Raw genomic sequence first — 23,067 nt, 5'->3', positions numbered from 1 at the left:
TCTGATTGGCGCAGGCCGGCCAGGCCGCGCATCTTGCGAGCATGGCAGATACCGGAACCATCTATCTCGTCGGCGCAGGACCGGGCGACCCCGACCTCCTGACGATCCGCGCCGCTCGGCTGATCAAGCGTGCCCACACCATCGTCCACGACGGTCTCGTCGACCCGGCGATCCTCGCGACCGCCCGCGCCGACGCGGTGCTCATCTCGGTCGCCAAGCGCCGTTCGCACCACACGCTCCCGCAGGAAGAGATCAGCGACCTGCTGGTGCGCCTCGCGCGTTCCGGTGAGGATGTAGTGCGCCTGAAGGGCGGCGATCCCTTCATCTTCGGACGCGGCGGTGAAGAAGCCGAGGTGGCGCGTGCGGCGGGTGTCCCCGTCGAAGTCGTCCCCGGGATCAGCGCGGCCAATGGCGCGGCAGCGGCGGCGCAGATCGCGCTGACCCATCGCGATGCCGCCAGCATCGTCAGCTTCGTTGCCGGGCAGTGCAAGGGGCTGAAAGACCAGGACTGGGCCGGGCTGGCGGGCAAGGGGCGGACGCTGGTGATCTACATGGGCGTGAAGACCGCGCCGCAAATCGCCGAGAAGCTCATGGCCGACGGGCTGGCCCCCGACATGCCCGTCGCCGTGATCGAAAACGGCACGCGCCCCGATATGCGCGTGCTGCGCGGAGTGCTTGCAGGCCTGCCCGATCTGGTCGCGCGCGAGGCCGTGGTCAGCCCCGCGCTGATCGTGATCGGCGAAGTCACCGCGCGCGCGGATGCCGTGCTGCTCGCCGAAGCTGCACAGGAGGCTGCGCGATGAGACTGCTGACCGGAAACGATTTGCTGAGCGGCGCGGTCACCTGGTGGACCGGCAGTGACTGGTCGATCCATGTCGAGGATGCCGCCGATGTCGACGGTAATGAGGACGAGATCGCTCGCCGCGAGGAAGCCGCGCGGCGTGTCAATTCGCCCTATCCGGTCGACGCGGAGCTGCATGACGGCAGCCCCCGGCCATCGCATATCAAGGAGCGCGTCCGCGCGCTCGGCCCCACCGTTCGCCCCGACCTGACCCTCAAGCCCGCCGATCCCGAAATCGGCAATTGGGTGATCTGATGTACAAATACGATCATTACGACCAGGCGATGGTCGATGCCCGCGTCGAGGAATTCCGCGACCAGGCACGCCGCCGTCTCGAAGGCAAGCTGACCGAAGACCAGTTCAAGCCGCTCCGGCTGATGAACGGGCTCTATCTCCAGCTCCACGCCTATATGCTGCGCGTCGCCATCCCCTATGGCACGCTCAACGGCCAGCAGATGCACGCGCTGGCGGATATCGCGGACAAATACGACCGCGGTTACGGTCATTTCACCACGCGGCAGAACATCCAGTACAACTGGATCAAGCTGGAGGACGCGGCGGATATCCTCGCCGATCTCGCCAAGGTCGAGATGCATGCCATCCAGACCAGCGGCAATTGCATCCGCAACATCAGCTCGGATCACTTCGCCGGTGCTGCAGCTGACGAGATCGTCGATCCGCGTCCCTATGCCGAATTGCTGCGCCAGTGGTCGAGCTTCCACCCGGAATTCAGCTATTTGCCGCGCAAGTTCAAGATCGCGGTGATCGCCAGCGAGCATGATCGCGCCGCGATGCGGTTGCACGATATCGGCATCAACATCGTCCGCAACGATGCGGGCGAATTGGGGGCGGCCTTCTATGTCGGTGGCGGCATGGGCCGCACACCGATGATCGCGCCCTGCATCAACCCCTTCGTCCCGCTCGACCAGCTAGTGACCTATTCCGAGGCGTGCCTGCGCGTCTACAACCGCCATGGCCGGCGCGACAACAAGTACAAGGCGCGGATCAAGATCCTCGTCCATGAACTCGGGGCGGAGGAATATACCCGCCAGGTCGATGCCGAATTCGCGCATCTGCTCGAGCAGGGTGTCGAACCGCCGCTTGCCGAACTCGAACGGATCAAGGAGTATTTCGCCGATCCGCTGTTCGAAGCGGGCGCGGCTATCGAACTCGATCGTTCGGACCCCGATTTCGCGGTGTGGGTCGACCGGAACACGGTCGCGCACAAGGAAACGGGCTATGTCTCGGCGGTGATCAGCCTCAAGCCGGTGGGCGGCATTCCGGGTGATGCGACCGCCGAACAGATGCGCCTGATGGCCGATCTCGCGCGGGATTACAGTTTCGACGAACTGCGCGTGATGCATACGCAGAACATCGTCCTGCCGCATGTCCGCAAGGCCGATCTTCACGCGCTGTGGACCGCGCTCGACGAAGCGGGGCTGGGCAGCCCGAACCTCGACACGGTCGAGGATATCATCGCCTGCCCCGGGCTCGACTATTGCAGCCTCGCCAACGCCCGTTCGATCCCGATCGCGCAGCGCATTTCCGAACGTTTCGCGGCCAATGGTAAGACGGGTACGCTGGGCGAACTCAAACTCAAGATCTCGGGCTGCATCAATGCCTGCGGGCATCACCATGCGGGCCACATCGGCATCCTCGGCGTAGACCGGAAGGGGGTGGAAAACTACCAGCTTCTGCTCGGCGGCAGCGAGGCGGAAGATGTCAGTCTCGCCAAGATCACCGGCCCCGGCTTCGACGAGAACGGCATCGTCGACGCGGTCGAAACCGTGACCCATGTTTACGAAAGCGCACGCCAGGATGGCGAGCGTTTCCTCGATACCTACCGCCGCATCGGCATGAACCCCTTCAAGGAGGCGCTCTATGGCTGAGATGCTGCGCTATCGCGATGACGAACCCGTCGACCACCCGGCGGTGACCGTCGATTCCTTCGTCGATCAGTCGAATGCGGCCGCGGTCCGGATCGAACCGGGCGACGATGCCCGCGAGCTCCTGCCGCATCTGGGCCGGCTGGCGCTGGTCGAGGTCAACTTCCCCGCCTTCGGTGACGGGCGCGGCTATTCCTCGGCGCGTATCCTGCGCGAGGCGGGTTACGAAGGCGAATTGCGCGCCGTGGGCGATGTGCTGGTCGACCAGCTCGCCTATATGCGCCGCTGCGGTTTCGATGCGTTCGAGCCCGACCAGCAGCTCGACAAGGACGATGTGATCGCGGCCTTCGAACGCTGGCCCGAAGTGTACCAGAACGCGGCGGACACCCGCACGCCGATCTGGAGCAAGCGGCACCCGTGAACGACATGCGCGCCATCGATCGTATCGACACCCGTCCCCGGTTTTCCGAGCACGATGCCATCCGCCTCAACCGCATGTTCCGCGGGACCGAGACCGAGGAATGGCTGCGCGCAGTCATCGAGGGCAGTCTGGTGGGCGATATGGCCGTGGTGTCGAGCTTCGGCGCCGAAAGCGCAGTGCTGTTGCATCTCATCGCGCAGGCCGATGCGACCGTGCCGGTGCTGTTTCTCGAAACCGGCAAGCATTTCCCCGAAACGCTCGCCTATCGTGACGAACTGACCGATCGGCTCGGCTTGAACAGGGTCGATCTCTATCCCGAGATCGCCGATCTGGAGGCGCGCGACGAGAGCGGGCTGCGCTGGTCCTACGATCCCGACGGGTGCTGTGAATTGCGCAAGGTCAAACCGCTCGAAAAGGTGCTCGTCAATTTCGATGCCAGCTTCACCGGGCGCAAGGCGTTCCAGTCCGCGACACGTGCCAATCTGCCGCGCTTCGAGATCGACACCTCCGACGCGCAGGGGCGGCTCAAGATCAATCCGCTGATCGACTGGTCGGCCGAGGATATCGCCGCCTATTTCGAACGGCACGATCTGCCCCGCCACCCGCTGATCGAACGCGGTTTCCCCAGCATCGGCTGCTCACCCTGCACCCGCCAGGTCGGCGAAGGCGAAGATGCGCGCGCGGGTCGCTGGTCGGGCTGGGACAAGGTCGAATGCGGCATTCACAAGCCGGGCGAGGAACCGTTCCTCTAAGCCTGCCTGCGATGAATGGTGCCGACTGCAGGAATCGAACCCGCGGCCTGATGATTACAAATCAACTGCTCTACCAACTGAGCTAAGCCGGCACTCCGGAAGCGCGCCTTTCGAACAAACCGGCGCGAATGTCCAGACCCTCACAGCCAGCCTTCCATGCGATACCACCGCGCGGTCGAGACGAGCCCTTCAGCGCCCGGTACGCGCGGTGACCAAACCGCTTCGGGTACCTTCATTGCAGAGCGCGCGACCCAGTTGGGGTGCGTCATATACCCCACGCGGTCGGCGGTCAGTCGCGCCTTGTCGCCGCGCATCAGGCGATCGAGGCGGGCTGCGGCTTCGAGCACCGCACGCGGCAGGTGCGGGGCGAATACCGGGCGGCCCACCGCCTTGCCGATCGCCTTGGCCAGTTCCTTGTGCGACCAGCCGCCTTCGCGCCCGTCATCGGGTTCGAACGTGCGGCGCCGCACCAGCGCGGGCGAGGCATCGACGAGCGCGAACAGCAGCCGCGCAAGATCGTCGACATGGATAATCGAGCTCGCCCCGCCGGGCGGTAGCGGCACGAAACCGAATTGCGCGCTGCGGAACATCTCGAAATAGTCGACATCGTGCGGGCCATAGACTCCCGGTGGGCGGACGATGGTCCAGTCGAGCCCGCTGGCGCTCACAAATTCCTCGGCCTCGGCCTTCGATCGGCCGTAACGCGACAGATCGGGCTCCCTTGCGGAGAGCGAGGATACGAAGATGAAGCGTTTGACGCGAGCATCCTGGCAGGCACGCAGCAGGTTCTGCGTGCCAACCACATTGGCTTCGTGAAAGGCGTCCGGATCGGGCGTGTTGGTCAGCCCCGCGACGTGGATCACCGCCTCCGCACCTGCGACCAGCTGTGCCAGCGCGGGCTTCTCGTCCAGTGTGCCCTCGACCCATGCGACGCCCTCGCGCTGCGCCATGTGCCGCCGGGTTAGTGCGCGCACCGGCTCTTCGCAGCGCAGCGCCTCGGCCAGCACCGCCTGCCCGACAAAGCCGGTGGCCCCGGTCAGCGCAATGGTCATGTCCGCACCATGTGATCGCGGTGGACCACTGCCGCGCGCGGTGCGTAGCCAAGCTGTGCCAATTGCTGCTCCTCCCTCAGGCCGAGGATCGCGCGGCATTCCGCCGCGGTATATTCGCACAGGCCCTGGCCGAGCCGTTCGCCCTGCGGACCGTGCAGCGCGACAAGGTCACCGCGGCCGAACTCGCCCTCGACCGCCGTCAGCCCCGCGGCCAACACGCTCGCGCCCCTGTCCAGCGCGGCGACGCAACCTGCGTCGACCGAAAGCACCCCGGCGGGGGCCAGACGGCCGCCCAGCCACGCCTTGCGCGCGCTGGCATCGGACTGGGGCAGGAACAGCGTCCCGACCCCGGCATCAAGCGCGCGGCCGATCGGGGCCGCGTGCGTGCCATTGACGATGGCGAGCGCGATGCCCGCCCGCTCGGCGATGCGGGCTGCCTGAAGCTTGGCGAGCATCCCGCCCGAACCCAGGCCCGAGGCCGACTCGCCGCCGGCCATTGCAATGATCTCGGGTGTGACCCCTGTGACTTGCTCGACCAGCGTGGCACCGGCCTCGCGCGGGTCGCGGTCGTACAGACCGTCGACATCGGAGAGCAGCAGGACAGCATCGGCCCCGGCGGCCTGCGCAACGCGCGCGGCAAGCCGGTCGTTATCGCCGAAGCGGATTTCCTCGGTGGCGACACTGTCGTTCTCATTGACCACCGGCACCGCGCCTGCCTCCAGCAGCCGGGCGAGGGTGGCCGAGGCATTGAGATAGCGTCGGCGATCCTCGAGATCGCCCAGCGTTACCAGCATCTGCGCCGCGGTGATGGTGTGGGCGCCAAGCGCATCCGCCCACAGGCGTGCGAGTTCGACCTGTCCCACCGAAGCGGCGGCCTGCGCATCGGCGAGGCTCCCGCGGCCGCCCCGGGCAAGCCCGAGCTTGGCGGCGCCAAGTGCGATTGCGCCCGAGGATACGACGATGATCTCGGTGCTGCGGCGCAATTCCGCGATCTCGGCCGCGAGCGTCGCCAGCCATTCCGCGCGCGGCGCGCCGTCCTGCACCAGCAAGGCCGAGCCGACCTTGATGACCAGGCGGCGCGTGTTGCGCAGGTCGGAGAGGGCGGCGACATCCATCGAAGCACGATTAGCCAAAGCGGGCCGTACGCGGAAGCCGCCTTCGCTTGGCTGGACCGAAGCGCGTCTTTGCGCTCAGATCGGCGACCAGTCGCCCGAGCCGTCCTCGGGTACGTCCTCGATTTCCACCGCATTGGTTTCGGTCGCGGTCCGGTCGGGAAGGAAGCCGAGCACGGCATCGAGCAATTCGCCAATGCCCGCGCCGGTCGCGCCCGAGATCGTGAAGACCTTCTTTGCGCCAGCAGCCAGCAGTTCCTCGGCAAAGCCTTCGCCCAGTTCCTCGTCGGCAAGGTCGAGCTTGTTCAGCGCGACCAGCTGCGGCTTGTCGGCCAGCTCGTCGCCATAGGCTTCGAGTTCGGCATTGACGGTGCGATAAGCTTCGGCCGGGTCATCGCCCGAAATGTCGATCAGGTGGATCAGCGCGCGGCATCGCTCGATATGGCCGAGGAAGCGGTCACCTATCCCTGCGCCTTCGGCAGCGCCCTCGATCAGACCGGGAATATCGGCGAGCACGAATTCGCGGCCCTTGTGCGTGACCACGCCCAGCTTGGGAATCAGCGTGGTGAAGGCGTAATGGCCGACCTTGGCCCGCGCATTCGACACCTGGTTGATGAAGGTGCTCTTCCCCGCATTGGGCAGGCCCAGCAGGCCGACATCGGCCAGCAGTTTGAGCCGCAGCCAGACCCACATTTCCTCGCCCGGTTCGCCCGGCTGATGCTGGCGCGGGGCGCGGTTGGTGCTGGATTTGTAGCTGGCATTGCCGCGGCCACCCAGACCGCCTTCGAGGAAGACGACCCGCTGGCCGACTTCGGTGAAATCGGCGAGCACTTCTTCCTTGTCCTCGCTCAGGATCTGCGTGCCGACGGGAACCTCGATCAGGAGATCGGGCGCGCCCGCGCCGGTCTGGTCCTTGCCCTGACCGTGATTGCCGCGCTTGGCCTTGAAGTGCTGGGCATAGCGGAAATCGATCAGCGTATTGAGGCCCTGGACGGCTTCGAAGATGATGTCGCCGCCCTTGCCGCCATTGCCGCCGTCGGGGCCGCCATATTCGATATATTTTTCGCGCCGGAAGCTAACGGCGCCGGGGCCGCCGGCGCCAGCTTTGAGATAGATCTTGGCTTGGTCGAGGAAATGCATGGCGCGCCCTCTAGCCGCTTTCGCGGCCATAGGCGAGGGCGCGCATGCTTATGGCATATCAGTCGACGAAATCGTCCACCCGCTCGACGATGATCGCGGGGGCCATTCCGCCCGCGGCGCACATGGTGACGAGGCCGTATCGCTTGTTCTGGCGTTCGAGTTCGTCAACGATAGTGCCGATCAGGATCGACCCGGTCGCGCCGATCGGGTGGCCCAGCGCAATCGAACCGCCGTTGACGTTGACCTTGTCCCAGTCGAGATCGAGATCGCGGACGAATTTGGCCGCGACCACCGCGAAAGCCTCGTTGATTTCGTAAAGGTCGATATCGTCCTTGGTCAGGCCCGCCTTCTCGAGCACCTTCTTGGCCGCGGGGACCGGCGCGTTGAGCATCAGCGTGGGGTCGTCACCCATATTGGCAGTGGCGACGATGCGCGCGCGCGGCTTGAGCCCGTGCTTCTGCGCATAGTCCTTGCTGGCGACCAGCACGGCAGCGGCGCCATCGACCACGCCCGAGCTGTTGCCCGCATGGTGGAAGTGCTTGATGTCGACATCGGGATATTTCGCATTCACCAGCCCGGCGAAAGTCGTGCCGTTCTTGTCGAGCGGGACATTGGCGATCTTGGTGAAGGCAGGCTCGAGCTGGGCAAGACCTTCGCGGGTCGTCTGCGGACGGGGAAATTCTTCCTTGTCGAGCACGACATTGCCGTCGTCATCGGTCACCGGGACGAGCGATTTGTCGAACCGGCCCTCGGCGATCGCGGTGGCGGCGCGCTGCTGGCTGCGGTAGCCGACTTCGTCGAGTTCCTCGCGCGTGAAGCCTTCGATCGTGGCAATCGCATCGCCGCAGACGCCCTGGTGGCTTTGCGGATGCGAGCGCATCAGGCGTTCGTTGTGGCTGCCCATCATCGGCGGCTTAATGCCCGCGGCCATCTTGTCCTTCGACATCTGCGCGGTGAGGCTCATCATCTCGGTCCCGCCGGCAACCACGCAGTCTTCCATGCCGCTCATGACCTGCGCTGCGGCCAGTGCTACGCTGGTGATGCCGCCGCCGCAGAACCGGTCGAGTGTGGTCCCGCTCGAGGTCACGTCATAGCCTGCATCGAGCGCTGCCATGCGGCCCAGGTCGCCCGCCTGCATGCCGTCCTGCGTGCTGACCGACCAGATCACGTCGTCGACGGTCGCCGTATCGAGGTCATTGCGGTCCTTGATCGCCTTGAGACAGGTCGCGGCAAGATGTTGCGGGTGCATGTGGGCGAGAGCGCCCTTGCCCTGCTTGCCGATCCCGCGCGGGGTGCGGACAGCGTCGATGATATAGGCTTCGGCCATGACTTGGGACTCCTCTCGAATTGTCTTTTTGTGCGGCGAATGCCGGTTGACGTTTGCGTAAACGTCGCGCAGCAAGGGCGCAAGACAAGTTTCGATTTGAAATGGGAGAGAGCGGCTATGTCCGAGGAAGTTCTGACGAGCGAAGAAGACGGCATCCTCGTCGTCACCATCAACCGGCCCGATGCCAAGAATGCGATGACCAAGGCCGCGGCCGAGGGGATCGCTGCAGCGATGGACCGGCTCGACAGCGACGACAATCTGCGCGTCGGCATCCTGACCGGCGCGGGCGGGACCTTCTGTTCGGGCATGGATCTCAAGGGTTTCCTGCGCGGCGAATCGCCCAGTGTCGAAGGGCGCGGCTTCGGCGGCGTGGTGCAGCAGCCACCCGAAAAGCCGCTGATTGCCGCAGTCCAAGGCTATGCGTTGGCGGGCGGGCTCGAGCTGATGATCGCCTGCGACCTGGTGGTTGCCAGCGCGGGGGCCAAGTTCGGCATTCCCGAAGTGAAACGCGGTCTTGTCGCCGCAGCCGGCGGCGTGATGATGCTGCCTGACCAGATCCCCGAGCGGATCGCGATGGAGCTGGCGCTGACCGGCGATTTCATCGACGCACCGCGCGCCTATGAGCTGGGCCTCATCAACCGCGTCACCGATGGCGATGCGCTGGCCGGTGCCAAGGAACTCGCCGCGCGGATCGTCGCCAACGGCCCGCTCGCAGTGCGCGTGTCGAAGCAGGTGATCAAGCAATCGCGCGGCTGGCCGATGGACGAGCGCTACAAGCGCCAGACGCAGCTGATCGCTCCGGTCTTCGTGTCCGAAGACGCCCGCGAAGGCGCCGCCGCCTTTGCCGAGAAACGCGCGCCGAACTGGAAGGGCAAGTAAGACCCTTCGGCGCGACGAGACCCAATTCGAGAGGATACCCAGAATGCCAGCAATCAACGTACCGCAGCCCGAGTTCATGGAAGACGAGGAGATCTCGATCTTCGCCGATGCCGTGGGCAAGTTCTACCAGCAGCATGCGCCGGAAAAGCGCGTCCTCAAATGGCGCGAGGACGGCCAGGTCGAACGCGAATTCTGGAACGAGGCGGGCGAGGCCGGCCTGCTGGGCGTCTCCGTGCCCGAGGAATACGGCGGCCATGGCGGCGATTTCCGGCATGACATGGTGGTGATCGACCAGCAGGCGAAGAACGGCGTCGAAGGCTTCGCCGCCAGCCTGCACAATACGGTGATCCTGCCCTATCTGGTGCGTCACGGCACCGAAGAGCAGAAGAAGAAGTATTTGCCCAAGCTCGTCACCGGCGAACTGGTCAGCGCGATCGCGATGACCGAACCGGGCGTCGGCTCCGACCTGCAGAGCATCACCACCACTGCGCTCAAGGACGGCAATGGCTACCGCATCAACGGGGCCAAGACCTATATCTCGAACGGCCAGACGGCGGACTTCATCATCGTCGTCGCCAAGACCGATCCGAACGAGCGCGCCAAGGGCATCTCGCTGATGCTGCTCGAGACCGAGGGGGCCGAAGGCTTCCAGCGCGGCAAGAAGCTCGACAAGGTCGGCATGGACGCGGCGGATACCTCCGAACTGTTCTTCGACGATGTCTTCGTGCCCGCGGAGAACGTGCTCGGCGGCGTTGAGGGCAAAGGCTTCTACCAGCTGATGGGCGAGCTGCCGCAGGAACGGCTGATCATCGCCATGGGCGCGATGACCGGGATCGAGAAGGCGCTCGAGGTCACGCTGGAGTTCGTCAAGGACCGCAAGGCGTTCGGCCAGACGATCTGGGACTTCCAGAACACCCAGTTCGTGCTCGCCGATCTCAACGCGCGCGGCACTGCGGCACGGGTGTTCGTCAACGACTGCATCGCCAAGCATCTCAAGGGCGAGCTCGACGTGCCGACCGCCTGCATGGCCAAGTACATGGTCACCGAGCTGCAGGGCGAAGTGGTCGACAAGTGCCTGCAGTTCCACGGCGGCGCGGGCTTCATCAACGATTACCCGATTGCGCGCATGTTCCGCGACAGCCGCATCACGCGGATATTCGGCGGTTCGAACGAAGTGATGAAGATGGTCATCGCCCGCTCGATGTAAGCGGACGGCACGGTCAAACGGCAAGGGCGGCCCGCGGGCCGCCCTTTTCGTATCAAGCCTCGACCACCTTCTGTTCGATCGCGCCGAAGATCGAATGGCCGGCGGCGTCCTTCATCTCGACGCGGACGGTGTCGCCGGGGACCATGAAGCGCGTGTTCGCTTCGCCTTTGGCGATAGTCTCGATCATGCGGATCTCGGCAATGCAGCTGTAGCCGAGGCCGCCTTCGGCCACCGGCTTGCCCGGATCGCCGTCGGGTCCCTGGTTGGAGACGGTGCCCGAGCCGATGATCGTGCCTGCACCCAGCTCGCGCGTCTTCGCGGCATGCGCAACCAGTTCGGCGAGGCTGAAGGTGGCATCGACGCCGGCATTGGCGCGGCCGAAGGGCCGGCCGTTGTAATCGACCATCAGCGGCAGATGGATGACGCTGCCCTGCCATGCATCGCCCAGTTCGTCGGGCGTCACCGCTACGGGGCTGAACGCGCTGGCGGGCTTGGACTGGAAGAAGCCGAAGCCCTTGGCCAGTTCGCCCGGGATCAGCCCGCGCAAGCTGACGTCATTGACCAGCATGATCAGCTTGATGTGATCGGCCGCATCGTCCTTCGACACGCCCATCGGCACATCGTCGGTAATCACCGCGATCTCGCCTTCCATGTCGCAGCCCCACTTGGTGTCGCCCAGCGGGATGTCGTCGCGCGGCGCGAGGAAGTTGTCGCTCCCGCCCTGGTACATCAGCGGATCGTGGTAGAAGCTTTCGGGCACTTCGGCGCCGCGCGCTTTGCGCACCAGTTCGACGTGGTTGATGTAGGCCGAGCCGTCGGCCCACTGATAGGCGCGCGGCAGCGGCGAATGCGCCTCGCGTTCGTGGAACCGTTCGCAGGGCACCGCCTCGTGCTCGACATCGGTGTAGAGCGCTTCCAGCTTGGGTGCGATGGCGTCCCAATGGTCGAGCGCATGCTGCAGCGTCGGGGCGATGTTGTCCGCCGCGCAGTAGCGGGTGAGGTCCTTGGAAACGACGACGAGCTTGCCGTCGCGGGTTCCGTCCTTGATCGTTGCGAGCTTCATGGCGGTTATGTCCTCTCGGGATTGTCGGGTTGGTTGTCCGGATGCGCGCGCTGGAAGGGGGGCAGCGCCAGGCATGCCTGCTCGATCCGGGTGATGTGGGGCTTGTCGGCAAAGTCGAAGCCGAAGCGCTGCGCGTTGTACACTTGCGGCAGCAGGCAGACCTCGAACAGGCCGGGCCGCTCGAACAGGAAGTCGCCGGTGCCGAGCTGCGCCAGTCGCGCCTCGAGCGGGTCGAGCGTGCGGGCCAGCCAGTGGCGGTACCACACGCCGATCTCGTCCTGCGACTTGCCGTATTCATTGGCGAGGTACTTGAGCACGGGCAGGTTGAGCGGAGCGTGCAGTTCGGTGGCGATGGCATAGGCCAGTTCGCGCGCGACATAGCGGTCTTCGATATCGCCGCCGAGCAGCGGGCGTTCGGGATAGGCTTCGTCGAGCCATTCGAGCTGCGCCATCGACTGGACATAGTCCTTGCCGCCGGCTTCGAGCAGCGGGACCGAACCGAAGGGGTTGCGGCTGGTGAAGGCGGCGCCCTTCTGTTCGCTTTCGAGCAGGTTCACCGGGACGTATTCATAGTCCAGCCCCTTCAGCTCGACCGCGATGCGCAGGCGGTAGCTGGTCGAGCTGCGATAGTAGCCATGGAGGCGGATCATCTGCGTCATCTCCCGTGTAGGAGTAATCTAGGAATGACCGGCGCGGTTCCAACGACATGGACCGCTTGTTACACGGTCCAGGCGCAAAAAACCTGCCCGCCGGACATGGGGCGCGATGCGGGTGCGAACGGGGCGGGCATGGGCGCGGTGCATAACCGCTATGTGGCACAGGGCCGCGTTGTAGGACAGGATCGCTCGCGCGAGGCTGGTCAAAACGCCGCGATCCCCGTTATCGCGCGGCCGAGGATCAGCGCATGGACATCATGCGTGCCCTCGTAGGTGTTGACCGTCTCGAGGTTCACCATGTGCCGGATCACCTGGTATTCTTCCGAAATGCCGTTGCCGCCATGCATGTCGCGCGATTTACGCGCGATATCGAGCGCCTTGCCGACATTGTTGCGCTTGACGATGCTGATCATCTCGGGCGCGAACTTGCCTTCGTCCATCAGCCGTCCGACGCGCAGGCTCGATTGCAGGCCGAGCGAGATTTCGGTGATCATGTCGGCGAGCTTGAGCTGGTAGAGCTGTTTGCTGGCGAGCGGCACGCCGAACTGGTGCCGGTCGAGCCCGTATTGGCGCGCGGCGTGGAGGCAGAACTCGGCCGCACCCATCGCGCCCCAGCTAATGCCGTAGCGCGCGCGGTTGAGACAGCCGAACGGACCCTTGAGGCCCTGCACTTCGGGCAGCAGCGCGTCCTCGCCCACTTCGACCTCGTCCATCACGATCATGCCGGTGGTCGAGGCGCGCAGGCTCAGCTTGCCTTCGATCTTGGGGGCGGACAGCCCCTTCATGCCCTTTTCGAGCACGAAGCCGCGAATGCCGCCGCCATGCGCCTCGCTCTTCGCCCACACCACGAAGACATCGGCAAAGGGGGCGTTGGAAATCCAGGTCTTGGAGCCGGAAATGACATAGCCGCCATCGACCTTCTTGGCGGTGGTTGTCATCCCGCCGGGATCGCTGCCGGCATCGGGCTCGGTCAGGCCGAAACAGCCGATCAGCTTCCCGCTGGCAAGGCCGGGCAGGTACTTCTTGCGCTGCTCTTCCGAACCATAGGCGAGGATCGGATACATCACGAGGCTCGACTGGACCGAGGCCATCGAACGATAGCCGCTGTCGACGCGTTCGATCTCGCGCGCGATCAGGCCATAGGCGACATAGCTGGCACCCGCGCCGCCATATTCCTCGGGCACGGTGGCGCCCAGCAGGCCCGCTTCGCCCATCATCGGGAACAGGTCGGGATCGTCGACTTCCTTGCTGAAGTTCTCGATCACCCGCGGCTGCAATTCGCCCTGCGCAAATGCGTGGGCGGCGTCGCGGATCATCCGCTCTTCCTCGGTCAACTGGTCGTCGAGGTTGAAGGGATCGTCCCAGGCGAAAGGCACCATAGCGGCCATGTGGTCTCCTCTGTTCCACCCCAGCCACTGGCAGGGTTGCCCGCGCGGGGCAAGGCCCGCGCGGGCAGCGAAGGTCACTTCACCAGCGGCAGCGCCTTGCGGCAATCTTCCGCGCATTCGCGGCACATCTTGGCGCACAGCGCACAATGCGGGTTGTCATGGCTCTCGCATTCGGCGGCGCAGGTTTCGCACGCGGTGATGCAGGCTTCGAGCTGGGCGCGCAGCACGTCGATGTTCTGCGCGGTGCGGCGAACGGCGAGCCGCGCGGTCGCGGCGCAGACGTCGGCGCAGTCGAGGCAGTTGCGGATGCACTGCGCCATGTCCATGTCTTCGGCCACGCAGGCGTCGGCGCAGCTGGTGCAGAACAACGAACACAACATCGCATGGCGTGCAGCAGTGACCAGTTCTTCGGTCTCGTCCTGCACCTGCGGGTGGGCAGCGATCATTTTGGGGAGGGACATCGGGACTTCCTTTCCTTGGGGTTCGTCCAAGGAATGGCTCACGCCGTCCCGATGTTCCGGAAGTCTGCCCGAAAGCGGTCAGCCGTTGGCAGTGGCGCGCTGGATCGAGTGGATGACATCCGCCGGCGGGCAGGGCTTCAGCAAGGCCTGCGCGTTCGGGTACCGGGTGGTCACGTCGAGGGGGCGCATGTGACCCGAATGGAAGATGATCTTGACGTCTTCCGCCATCATCCGTTCGGCCAGCGGATAAACCACGCCATCACCGAGCTGGACGTCGAGGATCGCGATATCGGGCTTGGTCTTCTGATAGGCGAGCATGGCGGAGGACAAATCGTCGAACGGTCCTTCGACAATATAGCCTGCTTCGGCGACGGTATCGCACAGGTCGTATCCGACGATCAGTTCATCTTCGGCAACGAGTACTCGTAATTGACGGCCCATCAGGCTCTCCTCGTGTGTCGACCCAAGTATATTAATACCACACACAAAGATTAGTTCCGGATCCTATGACAATTTGCCGTACCGTTCGGCGAAGCCGTTTTCGTCACCTTGCGCCAGCAACTTGGCCTGGCCGACCCAGTCGTCACGGCGGATGCGCCCCTGGAACCGGCCGAGCTGGGCATCGATGCGGTCGATATCGGCATCGCTCCATGCGGCGATCTGCGCGAAGGAGGTGACACCGGCGCCGTGCAGCGTGGCGCTGAGCTTGGGGCCAAGGCCCTTGATACGGGTCAGATCATCGCCAGACGCCGCCGGGGTCGCGGGAACACCCGCGGCGGGCTGCATCGGGGTGGCCGCAGGGGCGCTGTCGATCAGCGCCTTGTTCCGCTCTGCCGGTGCGGCGCCTTCGTCGAGTACATCGCGGCTGGTACCGGTAATGCGGGTCTTGCGCGAGGCGTTGAAGACATACCATGCGACCGCGAGGCCGAGCACCAGCGCGGCGACGATCAGGGGCCAATAGGTCTGCAGCAATTCGCTCATGGACTATTCCTTTTCTTGGTCGTGGCGGCCCCACAGGGCCCAGCCGATACCGATCCCCGCAACATAAGCGGCAATCATCAGCGCAGCGAGTTCGAACCACAGCGGCATGTTACTTGGCCTCCGGCGTATCGACGGGAGTAGGCCGCAGCGGTTCGGTGCGGATGACCGAAAATTCGATCCGGCGATTGGCGGGATCGCTGGGCGCGAGACCTGCGACCGGCTGGCTCGAGCCGACCCCGCTGGCGCGCAAGCCGTCGCGCGGGATGCCGCGGCTCACCAGCGCTTCGCGCACGGCGCGCGCCCGGTCCCTGCTGAGCGCCAGATTGCCCGGTTCGGTGCCCGATTTATCGGTATGGCCGGTGATCGCGATGATCGAACCGAGGCAGGGGCGCAGCGCTTCGGAAACTTCGTCGAGCAGGATGCGGCTGGCGGGCAGCAACGCGCTGCTGGCTTCCTCGAAGCGGATCGAGCGTGTCTGGAGCAAGCCTTCGACATCTTCCTGGCAATGGAGCGGCTGGTAGGTCGGCTCGCCGCTTTCGGCGCGCGCGGTCCCGTCGCTCCAGATCACCCCGCCCACGCCGGGCACCTCGTCGACGGCATGGGCGACCCGTGTCCGCGTGGCGGTGTCGAGCGCTTCGCCCCCGCGCAGCACTGGATGACGCGAGGGTGCGCCGCTGGCGCTGGCGAAGCGGGCGGTTACGCCGGTCCCGCCCGCCGCCTCGATCGCTTCGGCGGCCTGCGTTTCCATCCGGGGGATGAAGTCGCGGGCCACGGGTTCGGCGAGCAGAAAGGCGGATACGCCCGTCAGCACGGCACCGGCCAGGATGGCGAGGGAAGGGCGGATCGGCATGGCATGGCTCTTAGCCGCCTCCCGACCCGCCTGCCAAGCGTCAGCGGACGCTTATTCCAACCCCTCGGCAGTCTTCACCAGCTCGATGAATTCCTGTCGCCAGAAGCTGGTCTGCGTGCCCGCCAGTGCGGCGATCTGCCGGTGGGACATATCCGCCAGCAGCGTATCGCCGCGCAGCTTCTGGCCAAAGGCCGCAACCGCGGCGGCGAAGGCGAAATCGCCTGCGGGTGCGCGGCTGGTGTCCAGCGCGGAAGCGGGCAGCGTGTAAGTCAGCAATTGCGAGGTATCACCACCGGGCCGCTTGTAGCGCAGCTTCACATAGGCGGCTTCGCTGGCCAGTTCGCGGGCGCGGGTATCGACCGTGTCTTCGTAGCGCCGCGCGGGTACCCATCCGTCGCCACCGGCGGGGATCACTTCGTACAGCGCGGTGACCTGGTGGCCCGCACCGATATCGCCCGCATCGACCGCGTCATTGTCGAAATCCTCTTCGCGCAGCACGCGGTTTTCATAGCCGACGAGGCGGTACTGGCTGACCACCGCCGGGTTGAATTCGACCTGGATATTCACGTCCTTGGCGATGGTGAACAGCGTCGCGCCCATTTCATCGCCGAGCACCTTGCGCGCCTCCAGCGCGCTGTCGATGTAGGAATAATTGCCGTTCCCGTTGTTGGCGACCTGTTCCATCATCGCATCGTTGAGATTGCCGCGGCCGAAACCCAGCACCGACAGCGTGACGCCGCTTTCGCGTTTCTTCTCGATCAGCTCGACCAGCGCTTCGCGGTTCGAGGTGCCGACGTTGAAATCGCCATCGGTCGCCAGGATCACGCGGTTGACGCCGTCCTCGATGCGGTTGGCCTCGGCCACGCGGTAGACGAGCTCGATCCCCGCTCCGCCCGCGGTCGACCCGCCGGCATTGAGCTGGTCGAGCGCGTCCTTGATCTTGCGTTCGTCATTGGTCGGTTCGAGGACGAGGCCCGCGGCACCCGCGTAAACGACGATCGAGACGCGGTCCTCCTCGGTCAGCTGCCCGGCGAGCTGGCGCATCGCGGTCTTGACCAGGGGCAGCTTGTCAGCACTGCCCATCGATCCCGACACATCAAGCAGGAAGACGAGATTGGCGGCGGGGCGTTCCTGCGCGGGCAGCTCGTATCCGGCGAGTCCGATGCGCAGCAGGCGCGCATCGGCATTCCACGGGCTCACCGCGACATCGGTATTGACCGTGAACGGCTGCTCGAGGCTGTCCGGCCGATCGTAGTCATAGCGGAAGTAGTTGATGAATTCCTCGGTCCGCACCGCGCCCTTGGGCGGCAGCTGGCCTTCGGAAATGAACCGGCGCGCATTGGTGTAGGCGCCGGTGTCGACATCGACCGAGAAGGTCGAGACCGGTTCGCTGGCGACCAGCTTGACCGCCGACACCTCCTCGCCGTCATACTGCTCGCGGCTGGGCGGTGCGGGCACGAAGACCGGCGGGAAATAGCGATAACCCGGTTCGATGAGCGATGTTTCGGTGGATGGGCTAGCCGCGTCGGCACGAACTCGGGACCCGGTGACGATAACGGCTGAAGGGCTGGCCATCTGCGCTGGCGGAGGCGGCGGCGGGGGAGGAGGGGGTGGTGGCGGCGGCGGCGTGCGGCCCGCTTCGGTCCGATCGGCCTTGGCGCTGGTGGTGATGATGGTGTCGCCATCGGGCTGCGTGGCGCAGCCGGCGATCAGCGCGGCTGCTGCACAAGTGACGGTAAATCTTGCGAAACGCATGGACAGTCCTCCCCTTCCTTGCGAGTGCTCCACGCTACCCGCCCTGGGGGTGAATACCTACTGAACGTGTATGGTTTGCGACGAACGGGTCAGGTTCGTGTAGGCTCGTCCTTGTCCAGATTGCGGCGGAACAGCACGCGGTCCTCGGGGCCGAAACCGCGGGTCCAGATGATATAGCCGTAAATGCCCAGGATCGCCGGAATGCCGACGATCAGCTCGGCCCATTCGGGCAATTGCGTCGCCGCCCAGCCGACCAGCACTGCGGGCGCCACCGCCCACACCAGCGGCCAGCGGAAGGTGTTGATCGACTGCCCCAATATACGCGACAGCAGTACCGCTTTGACCAGGCTGGCGGTGCCCAGCGCCAGCATCAGCGCGATCGCGGCGGCGGCGGCCTTGTAGGGTTCGCCATAGCCGCCCGCGACCATCGCCTCGATCAGGACCACGGTCAGCACCGCCTGCAGCGCGATGGTGCCGATCGAGATCCACAAATTGCGCACGCGCGCGACATAGACCAGCACCGCTTCGGATACGACTGCGGTCGCGGCAACGACCTCGGCAGCGAGCAGGAAGGCCAGCGCCCCCGTGCCGCCGACGAATTCGGGTCCGACGAGGCCCATCACCGCTTCGCCCGGCACGCCCAGCGCTAGCGCGATGCCTGCCTGCATCGCCACGATCCAGAAGCCCACCTGGCAGATCTGGCTGGCGATCGCCTGGTAGTTCTTGGTCTTGAGGTTCTTGGTGATGACCGGGCCGAGGATCGGCTCGAAACTGGTCTTGAGCTTCTGCGGCAGGCTCGCGACCTGCTGCGCGATGTAATAGACGCCGACAGCCGCGGGGGCCGCGAACAGGCCGAGGATGAAGATATCGACGCGCCTCGTGCCCCATTCGATCGCATCGGCGGTCGCCAGCGGCAGCGCGCGCATCGTCAGCCTGCCCATATAGGCTGGACGCGGGCGCCAGCCGCGCGGGCGGCCATAGCTGCGGAAGAAGGACCACAGCCCGGTCGCCAGACCGGCATAGATCGACGCCAGATAGGCCAGCGCCAGCCCCGAATCGCTAACTGCAGGCAGGAAATAGAACAGCCCGGCCATGATCGAGATCGTCCACGGTTCGACCACCGCGCGGGCGCGAACGGTGGTGGCGATATCGTATTTGTACGCCTGCGCGGCGAGCACGATTTCGGTCAGCGCGTAGGCGGGGATTGCCAGCACGATGAAACGGTCGAGCTCGGTATAGTCGCCGCTGGGAAATAGCGGGGCGGGGACGAACCAGAAGAACGCCGCCGCCAGCGCGGAGAACCCCAGCGCCAGCAGCATGCCGTCATAGACAAGGTTGGCCGGATGGCTCTGGTCGCCATCTGCCAGCCGCTGCGCCAGTCCGCGCTTTTCGCCCATCGCGCACAGCAGCGCGACCAGTTCGACCACCACCAGCGCCGAAGCAAAGCGGCCCAGCGCGTCGGGGCCGTACAGGCGCCCGGCGATAAACAGGAACGGCAACCGCGCGACCAGCCGCAGGATGAAGCCAATGAAGTTCTGCCTTCCGCCCTTGGCCAGCGCGGAAAGGTCTTCATCCGGTTTTGAATCGGTCACCCGGGGCGGCCCTGTTCGGCGCGCAAGGGGCGGGCGAGCAGGTCGGAAACGACGGCGCGCGGCTCGTCGCCCTTGAGCAGGCCATAGACGGCGGTGACGATCGGCATGGCGATACCGTGGCGCGCGGCCAGTTCGACCAGCACGGGCGCGGTATGCGCGCCTTCGGCCACGGTCTTGCGGTCGGCCATCAAATCTTCGGCCTTCTGCCCTTCGCCCAGCGCCTTGCCGAGCGAGAAATTGCGGCTTGAGGTGGACGAGCAGGTCAGCACCAGGTCGCCCAACCCGCACAGCCCCGCCAGCGTGGCCGCCTGCGCGCCCAGCGTCTCGCCGAAGCGCAGCATTTCGGCATAGCCGCGCGCGATCAGCGCCGCGCGCGCATTCTGCCCCAGGCCCAGCCCGTCGACCACGCCGCAGGCAATCGCCAGCACGTTCTTGACCGATCCGCCGATTTCGGCGCCGATCACATCGTCGGAATAATAGGGCCGGAAGGTCTGGCGCGCGATCACGGGTGCCAGCCGGTCCCATTGCGCCTCGCCATCGGCGCAGGCGAGCGTAACGGCGGTGGGCAGCCCCGCGGCGACTTCATGCGCAAAGGTCGGGCCCGAAAGGACCGCCACCGCGCTGCCGGGGGCGGCGGCTTTGGCGACATGGTTCATCAGCCGCCCGCTGCCCGCCTCGATCCCCTTGGAACACAGCACGAGATCGCGCGGATGCGCGGGCATGGCCTCGAGCACGCTGCCCATATGCTGCGCGGGCGTGACCACCAGCAGCGTGTCGAGCGCGGCCATCTCGGCCAGATCGCCGGTCGCGCGGATGGTCTTTGCCAGCGTCACGGAAGGGAGGAAAACCGAATTGGTGTGCGCGGAATTGATTTCCGCGACCAGTTCGCTCTCGCGCGCCCAGATGAGCACGTCGCGGCCGTCGCTCGCGAGCATTTGCGCCAGCGCGGTACCCCAGGCACCCGCACCGAGAACGCCCACCCGCTCGCCCTGAGCCTGTCGAAGGGTCATCCTTTTACTCCTGCTCCGCGCACCGGCGCGGCTTGCGGGTCGAGCGGCCAGCGCGGACGCGCCGAAATGTCGAGCGGGTCGTCCTGGCCCAGCCGCTCGATCCCCGCCCAGGCGATCATCGCGGCATTGTCGGTGCACAGCTTGGGCGGCGGCGCGGCAAAGCGCATGCCATGCGCGGCGGCAAGCTGTTCGAGCGCGGCGCGCACGGTGGCATTGGCCGCGACCCCGCCGGCCACGACCAGCGTGTCGACATCGTCCATGCCCGCCAACGCGATGCGCAACCGGTCGGTCACGCAATCTACCGCCGCCTGCTGGAAGCTGGCCGCGATATCGGCGGTCTCGTATTTGCCGCTCTCGTAGGCGCGCAGGACCGCGCTCTTGAGGCCAGCGAAGGAGAAATGCGGTTCGCCGCTGCCGACCATCGGCCGGGGCAGGGGCACGGCCTTGGCATCGCCGTCCTTCGCGGTGCGCTCCACCGCAGGGCCACCGGGAAAGCCGAGGCCGAGGATCTTGGCGGTCTTGTCGAAGGCTTCGCCCAGCGCATCGTCGATCGTGGTGGCCAGCCGGCGATATTGCCCCACGCCATCGACGCGCAGGATCTGGCAATGCCCACCCGACACCAGCAGGAGCGCATAGGAAAAAGCGATGCTCGCGTCCGCGAGGCGGGGGCTCAGTGCATGGCCTTCGAGATGGTTGATCGCGATCAGCGGCGTGTCGCTCGCCATTGCCAGCGCCTTGGCACTGACCAGGCCGACCATCACCCCGCCGATGAGCCCGGGGCCGGCAGTCGCGGCGATCGCGTCGCAGTCGTCCAGCGCGATCCCCGCATCCTCCAGCACGCCTGCGATCATCGGGGCGAGCCGTTCGGCATGCGCGCGCGCTGCAATCTCGGGCACCACACCGCCGAAGGGGGCGTGCTCGGCATCCTGCGAGGCGATCCGCTGCGCCACGATCCGGCGCTGGCTATCGACCAGCGCGACCGCGGTTTCGTCGCAGGAGCTTTCTATGCCGAGAACCAGTGCCATCTCGCTTTCCCTTAGCGGCATGGCTCGCTAGGGCAAGCCGACCCTATGCCAGCCCAACCCCTCATTCGACTCGGAACCCGCCGTTCTCCGCTTGCCATGGCGCAGGCGCACGAGGCGCGCGCGCGGCTGTGCGCCGCGCATGGATGGGACGAATCGGCGGTCGAACTGGTGCCCGTGGTGGCCAGCGGCGACCGCATCCAGGATCGTCCGCTGGCCGAAATCGGCGGCAAGGCGCTGTGGACGCGCGAGCTCGACCAATGGCTGGTCGAAGGGCGAATCGACGGCGCGGTCCACTCGATGAAGGATGTCGAGACGCTGCGGCCTGAAGCGATCGCCATCGCCGCCATCCTGCCGCGCGCGGACAAGGCCGACCGGTTGCTGGGGGCGGGATCGATTGCGGCCATTCCGGCAGGCGCGCGGATCGGCACCAGCGCACCGCGCCGCGCCGCGCAATTGCTGCATCTGCGACCCGATCTGACGGTGGTCGGCATTCGCGGCAATGTCGCCACGCGGATGGCCAAGCTCGAGGCGGGCGAAGCCGATGCGACCTTCCTTGCCGCCGCCGGTCTCGACCGGCTGGGCGAGGATGCAGTGGGCGTGCGGCTCGATCCCGAAGCATGGATGCCCGCGCCCGCGCAGGCGGCCATCGGGATCGAATGCCGCAGCGACGATGCGCGCGCACGCGACCTGCTGCGCGCGATCGATGACGCGGAAAGCCATGCCGAAATTGCCGCCGAACGGCGCCTGCTCGAAGGGCTGGGCGGATCGTGCAGCAGCCCGATTGCTGCGCTATCGCGCACCAGCGAAGGCCGCATTGCGCTGAGCGCAGCGATTTTCAGTCCCGATGGCACCGTGCGCATCGGCGACGAGAGCGAATTCGCTGCCGGGGACGACGAAGCGCCGCTGGCGCTGGCACGCGCGCTGCTCGGCCGCGCGCCGTCCGAAGTCACCGCACATTTCGGCCAGCCGCTGTGAAGCCGCTGTTCCTGCTCCGCCCCGAACCGGGCTGGTCGGTCAGCGCGGAAACCGCGCAGGCGATGGGGCTCGACGTGCACGGTCGGCCGCTGTTCACGATCGAGCCGGTCGCCTGGGAAGCGCCTGCGGCGAAGGATTACGACGGACTGCTGGTCGGTAGCGCCAATGTCTTCCGCCATGGCGGCAAGCAGCTCGGCAGACTGACCAAGTTGCCCGTTCATGCGGTGGGCGATACGACCGCCGACGCTGCGCGCAGGGCGGGTTTCCTTGTCGGCCGGACGGGGCGCGGGGGGCTGCAGAACCTGCTCGACGAACTCGGCAACCGCAAGCTCCACCTGTTGCGGCTCGCGGGGGAAGACCGCGTGACCTTACGCGTGCCCGACCAGCTCGAAGTCGATACGCGGATCCTGTACCGCGCGGTACCCGAAGCCTTGTCCGAAGACGATCTCGCGATCCTCCGCGACGGCGGGGTAGTCGTGCTGCATTCGGGGGCGGCGGCGGAACGGCTCAAGGTCGAGTTCGACCGGCACGGTCTCGCCCGCGACCTGGTCGATCTCGCCGTGATCGGTCCCCGCGTCGCCGAAATGGCGGGCGCGGGCTGGCGTTCCGTCCACACTGCCGAGGCGCCCGGAGACAGCGAGCTACTGGCCTTGGCGCAAGCTTTGTGTCAGACCGATAGCTGATGGTATGGATG

24 protein-coding genes and 1 tRNA gene are annotated in these 23,067 nt (G+C 66.0%); 9 read left to right on the top strand and 16 right to left on the bottom strand.

Annotation, left to right across the window (positions count from 1 at the left end; genetic code table 11):
* The first annotated feature begins 41 nt into the window (after positions 1 to 41).
* Genes cobA through VWN43_RS09480 form a run of 5 tightly spaced genes read left to right on the top strand, consistent with a single transcriptional unit; the run spans position 42 to position 3,900 of the window.
* On the top strand, positions 42 to 803 hold the full coding sequence (gene cobA, locus VWN43_RS09500) for a uroporphyrinogen-III C-methyltransferase (protein ID WP_320181920.1): 762 nt from the start codon (positions 42 to 44) through the stop codon (positions 801 to 803).
* Positions 800 to 1,096, top strand: coding sequence for a DUF2849 domain-containing protein (locus VWN43_RS09495; protein WP_320181921.1), 297 nt, complete (start codon positions 800 to 802; stop codon positions 1,094 to 1,096). Before cobA ends, VWN43_RS09495 begins: the two co-directional genes overlap by 4 nt.
* Positions 1,096 to 2,730, top strand: coding sequence for a nitrite/sulfite reductase (locus tag VWN43_RS09490; RefSeq protein WP_320181922.1), 1,635 nt, complete (start codon positions 1,096 to 1,098; stop codon positions 2,728 to 2,730). Before VWN43_RS09495 ends, VWN43_RS09490 begins: the two co-directional genes overlap by 1 nt.
* The gene (locus tag VWN43_RS09485) at positions 2,723 to 3,148 is read left to right on the top strand and encodes a DUF934 domain-containing protein (protein ID WP_320181923.1); all 426 of its coding nucleotides are present in this window, start codon (positions 2,723 to 2,725) and stop codon (positions 3,146 to 3,148) included. The genes VWN43_RS09490 and VWN43_RS09485 overlap by 8 nt, the downstream gene beginning before the upstream one ends.
* Positions 3,149 to 3,153: 5 nt before the next feature.
* Positions 3,154 to 3,900, top strand: a complete 747-nt coding sequence (locus tag VWN43_RS09480) for a phosphoadenylyl-sulfate reductase (RefSeq protein WP_320181924.1) — start codon at positions 3,154 to 3,156, stop codon at positions 3,898 to 3,900.
* A gap of 16 nt (positions 3,901 to 3,916) precedes the next feature.
* Here VWN43_RS09480 and VWN43_RS09475 read toward each other — a convergent pair.
* The 5 genes from VWN43_RS09475 to VWN43_RS09455 form a co-directional block, all read right to left on the bottom strand.
* Positions 3,917 to 3,992: transfer RNA gene (locus tag VWN43_RS09475), tRNA-Thr, on the bottom strand.
* Positions 3,993 to 4,040: 48 nt separating this feature from the next.
* A complete protein-coding gene (locus VWN43_RS09470) occupies positions 4,041 to 4,952 on the bottom strand; it encodes an NAD-dependent epimerase/dehydratase family protein (protein WP_320181925.1) in 912 nt (303 codons plus the stop codon).
* Positions 4,949 to 6,067, bottom strand: coding sequence for a glutamate 5-kinase (gene proB / locus VWN43_RS09465; protein ID WP_320181926.1), 1,119 nt, complete (start codon positions 6,065 to 6,067; stop codon positions 4,949 to 4,951). Before proB ends, VWN43_RS09470 begins: the two co-directional genes overlap by 4 nt.
* 75 nt (positions 6,068 to 6,142) lie before the next feature.
* Entirely contained in the window at positions 6,143 to 7,204 is a 1,062-nt protein-coding gene (gene obgE / locus VWN43_RS09460) for a GTPase ObgE (protein WP_320181927.1), read from the bottom strand.
* Between the two features lie 58 nt (positions 7,205 to 7,262).
* Positions 7,263 to 8,531: an acetyl-CoA C-acetyltransferase gene (locus VWN43_RS09455; protein WP_320181928.1), complete on the bottom strand. Its 1,269-nt coding sequence runs from the start codon at positions 8,529 to 8,531 to the stop codon at positions 7,263 to 7,265.
* A 117-nt stretch (positions 8,532 to 8,648) separates the two neighbouring features.
* On the opposite strand from VWN43_RS09455, the gene VWN43_RS09450 reads away from it, so the two are divergent.
* Positions 8,649 to 9,410: a crotonase/enoyl-CoA hydratase family protein gene (locus tag VWN43_RS09450; protein WP_320181929.1), complete on the top strand. Its 762-nt coding sequence runs from the start codon at positions 8,649 to 8,651 to the stop codon at positions 9,408 to 9,410.
* Positions 9,411 to 9,453: 43 nt separating this feature from the next.
* Positions 9,454 to 10,617, top strand: a complete 1,164-nt coding sequence (locus VWN43_RS09445) for an acyl-CoA dehydrogenase family protein (RefSeq protein WP_320181930.1) — start codon at positions 9,454 to 9,456, stop codon at positions 10,615 to 10,617.
* A gap of 52 nt (positions 10,618 to 10,669) precedes the next feature.
* Here the strand turns inward: VWN43_RS09445 and VWN43_RS09440 are convergent, their stop codons facing one another.
* The 11 genes from VWN43_RS09440 to tsaD form a co-directional block, all read right to left on the bottom strand.
* Positions 10,670 to 11,680 (bottom strand): fumarylacetoacetate hydrolase family protein, encoded by a 1,011-nt coding sequence (locus VWN43_RS09440; RefSeq protein WP_320181931.1) that lies wholly within the window; start codon positions 11,678 to 11,680, stop codon positions 10,670 to 10,672.
* Between the two features lie 5 nt (positions 11,681 to 11,685).
* Complete coding sequence (gene maiA, locus VWN43_RS09435) at positions 11,686 to 12,327, bottom strand: maleylacetoacetate isomerase (RefSeq protein WP_320182095.1); 642 nt, start codon at positions 12,325 to 12,327, stop codon at positions 11,686 to 11,688.
* Between the two features lie 212 nt (positions 12,328 to 12,539).
* Positions 12,540 to 13,724 carry an acyl-CoA dehydrogenase gene (locus tag VWN43_RS09430; RefSeq protein WP_320181932.1) on the bottom strand — a complete coding sequence of 395 codons (1,185 nt, stop codon included), beginning with the start codon at positions 13,722 to 13,724 and terminating at the stop codon, positions 12,540 to 12,542.
* 74 nt (positions 13,725 to 13,798) lie between these two features.
* The gene (locus VWN43_RS09425; RefSeq protein WP_320181933.1) at positions 13,799 to 14,185 is read right to left on the bottom strand and encodes a four-helix bundle copper-binding protein; all 387 of its coding nucleotides are present in this window, start codon (positions 14,183 to 14,185) and stop codon (positions 13,799 to 13,801) included.
* Between the two features lie 78 nt (positions 14,186 to 14,263).
* Positions 14,264 to 14,626: a response regulator gene (locus VWN43_RS09420; RefSeq protein WP_253523150.1), complete on the bottom strand. Its 363-nt coding sequence runs from the start codon at positions 14,624 to 14,626 to the stop codon at positions 14,264 to 14,266.
* 63 nt (positions 14,627 to 14,689) lie between these two features.
* Positions 14,690 to 15,166: a hypothetical protein gene (locus VWN43_RS09415; protein WP_320181934.1), complete on the bottom strand. Its 477-nt coding sequence runs from the start codon at positions 15,164 to 15,166 to the stop codon at positions 14,690 to 14,692.
* A 109-nt stretch (positions 15,167 to 15,275) separates the two neighbouring features.
* Positions 15,276 to 16,016, bottom strand: coding sequence for an OmpA family protein (locus VWN43_RS09410; RefSeq protein ID WP_320181935.1), 741 nt, complete (start codon positions 16,014 to 16,016; stop codon positions 15,276 to 15,278).
* Between the two features lie 51 nt (positions 16,017 to 16,067).
* Entirely contained in the window at positions 16,068 to 17,771 is a 1,704-nt protein-coding gene (locus tag VWN43_RS09405) for a vWA domain-containing protein (RefSeq protein WP_320181936.1), read from the bottom strand.
* An 89-nt stretch (positions 17,772 to 17,860) separates the two neighbouring features.
* A complete protein-coding gene (locus VWN43_RS09400) occupies positions 17,861 to 19,363 on the bottom strand; it encodes a lipopolysaccharide biosynthesis protein (protein WP_320181937.1) in 1,503 nt (500 codons plus the stop codon).
* A complete protein-coding gene (locus tag VWN43_RS09395; protein WP_320181938.1) occupies positions 19,360 to 20,373 on the bottom strand; it encodes an NAD(P)H-dependent glycerol-3-phosphate dehydrogenase in 1,014 nt (337 codons plus the stop codon). Before VWN43_RS09395 ends, VWN43_RS09400 begins: the two co-directional genes overlap by 4 nt.
* On the bottom strand, positions 20,370 to 21,398 hold the full coding sequence (gene tsaD, locus VWN43_RS09390) for a tRNA (adenosine(37)-N6)-threonylcarbamoyltransferase complex transferase subunit TsaD (RefSeq protein ID WP_320181939.1): 1,029 nt from the start codon (positions 21,396 to 21,398) through the stop codon (positions 20,370 to 20,372). The genes VWN43_RS09395 and tsaD overlap by 4 nt, the downstream gene beginning before the upstream one ends.
* A gap of 45 nt (positions 21,399 to 21,443) precedes the next feature.
* Here tsaD and hemC point away from each other — a divergent pair, with 45 nt between their 5' ends.
* On the top strand, positions 21,444 to 22,373 hold the full coding sequence (gene hemC / locus VWN43_RS09385; protein ID WP_320181940.1) for a hydroxymethylbilane synthase: 930 nt from the start codon (positions 21,444 to 21,446) through the stop codon (positions 22,371 to 22,373).
* Positions 22,370 to 23,056, top strand: a complete 687-nt coding sequence (locus VWN43_RS09380; protein ID WP_320181941.1) for a uroporphyrinogen-III synthase — start codon at positions 22,370 to 22,372, stop codon at positions 23,054 to 23,056. Before hemC ends, VWN43_RS09380 begins: the two co-directional genes overlap by 4 nt.
* The last annotated feature ends 11 nt before the right edge of the window (positions 23,057 to 23,067 follow it).

Source organism: Qipengyuania sp. HL-TH1, assembly GCF_036365825.1.
Taxonomy (GTDB): Bacteria; Pseudomonadota; Alphaproteobacteria; order Sphingomonadales; family Sphingomonadaceae; genus Qipengyuania; species Qipengyuania profunda.
Note: the sequence above shows the minus strand (reverse complement) of the source record. Positions and strands in the feature narration are given on the sequence as shown.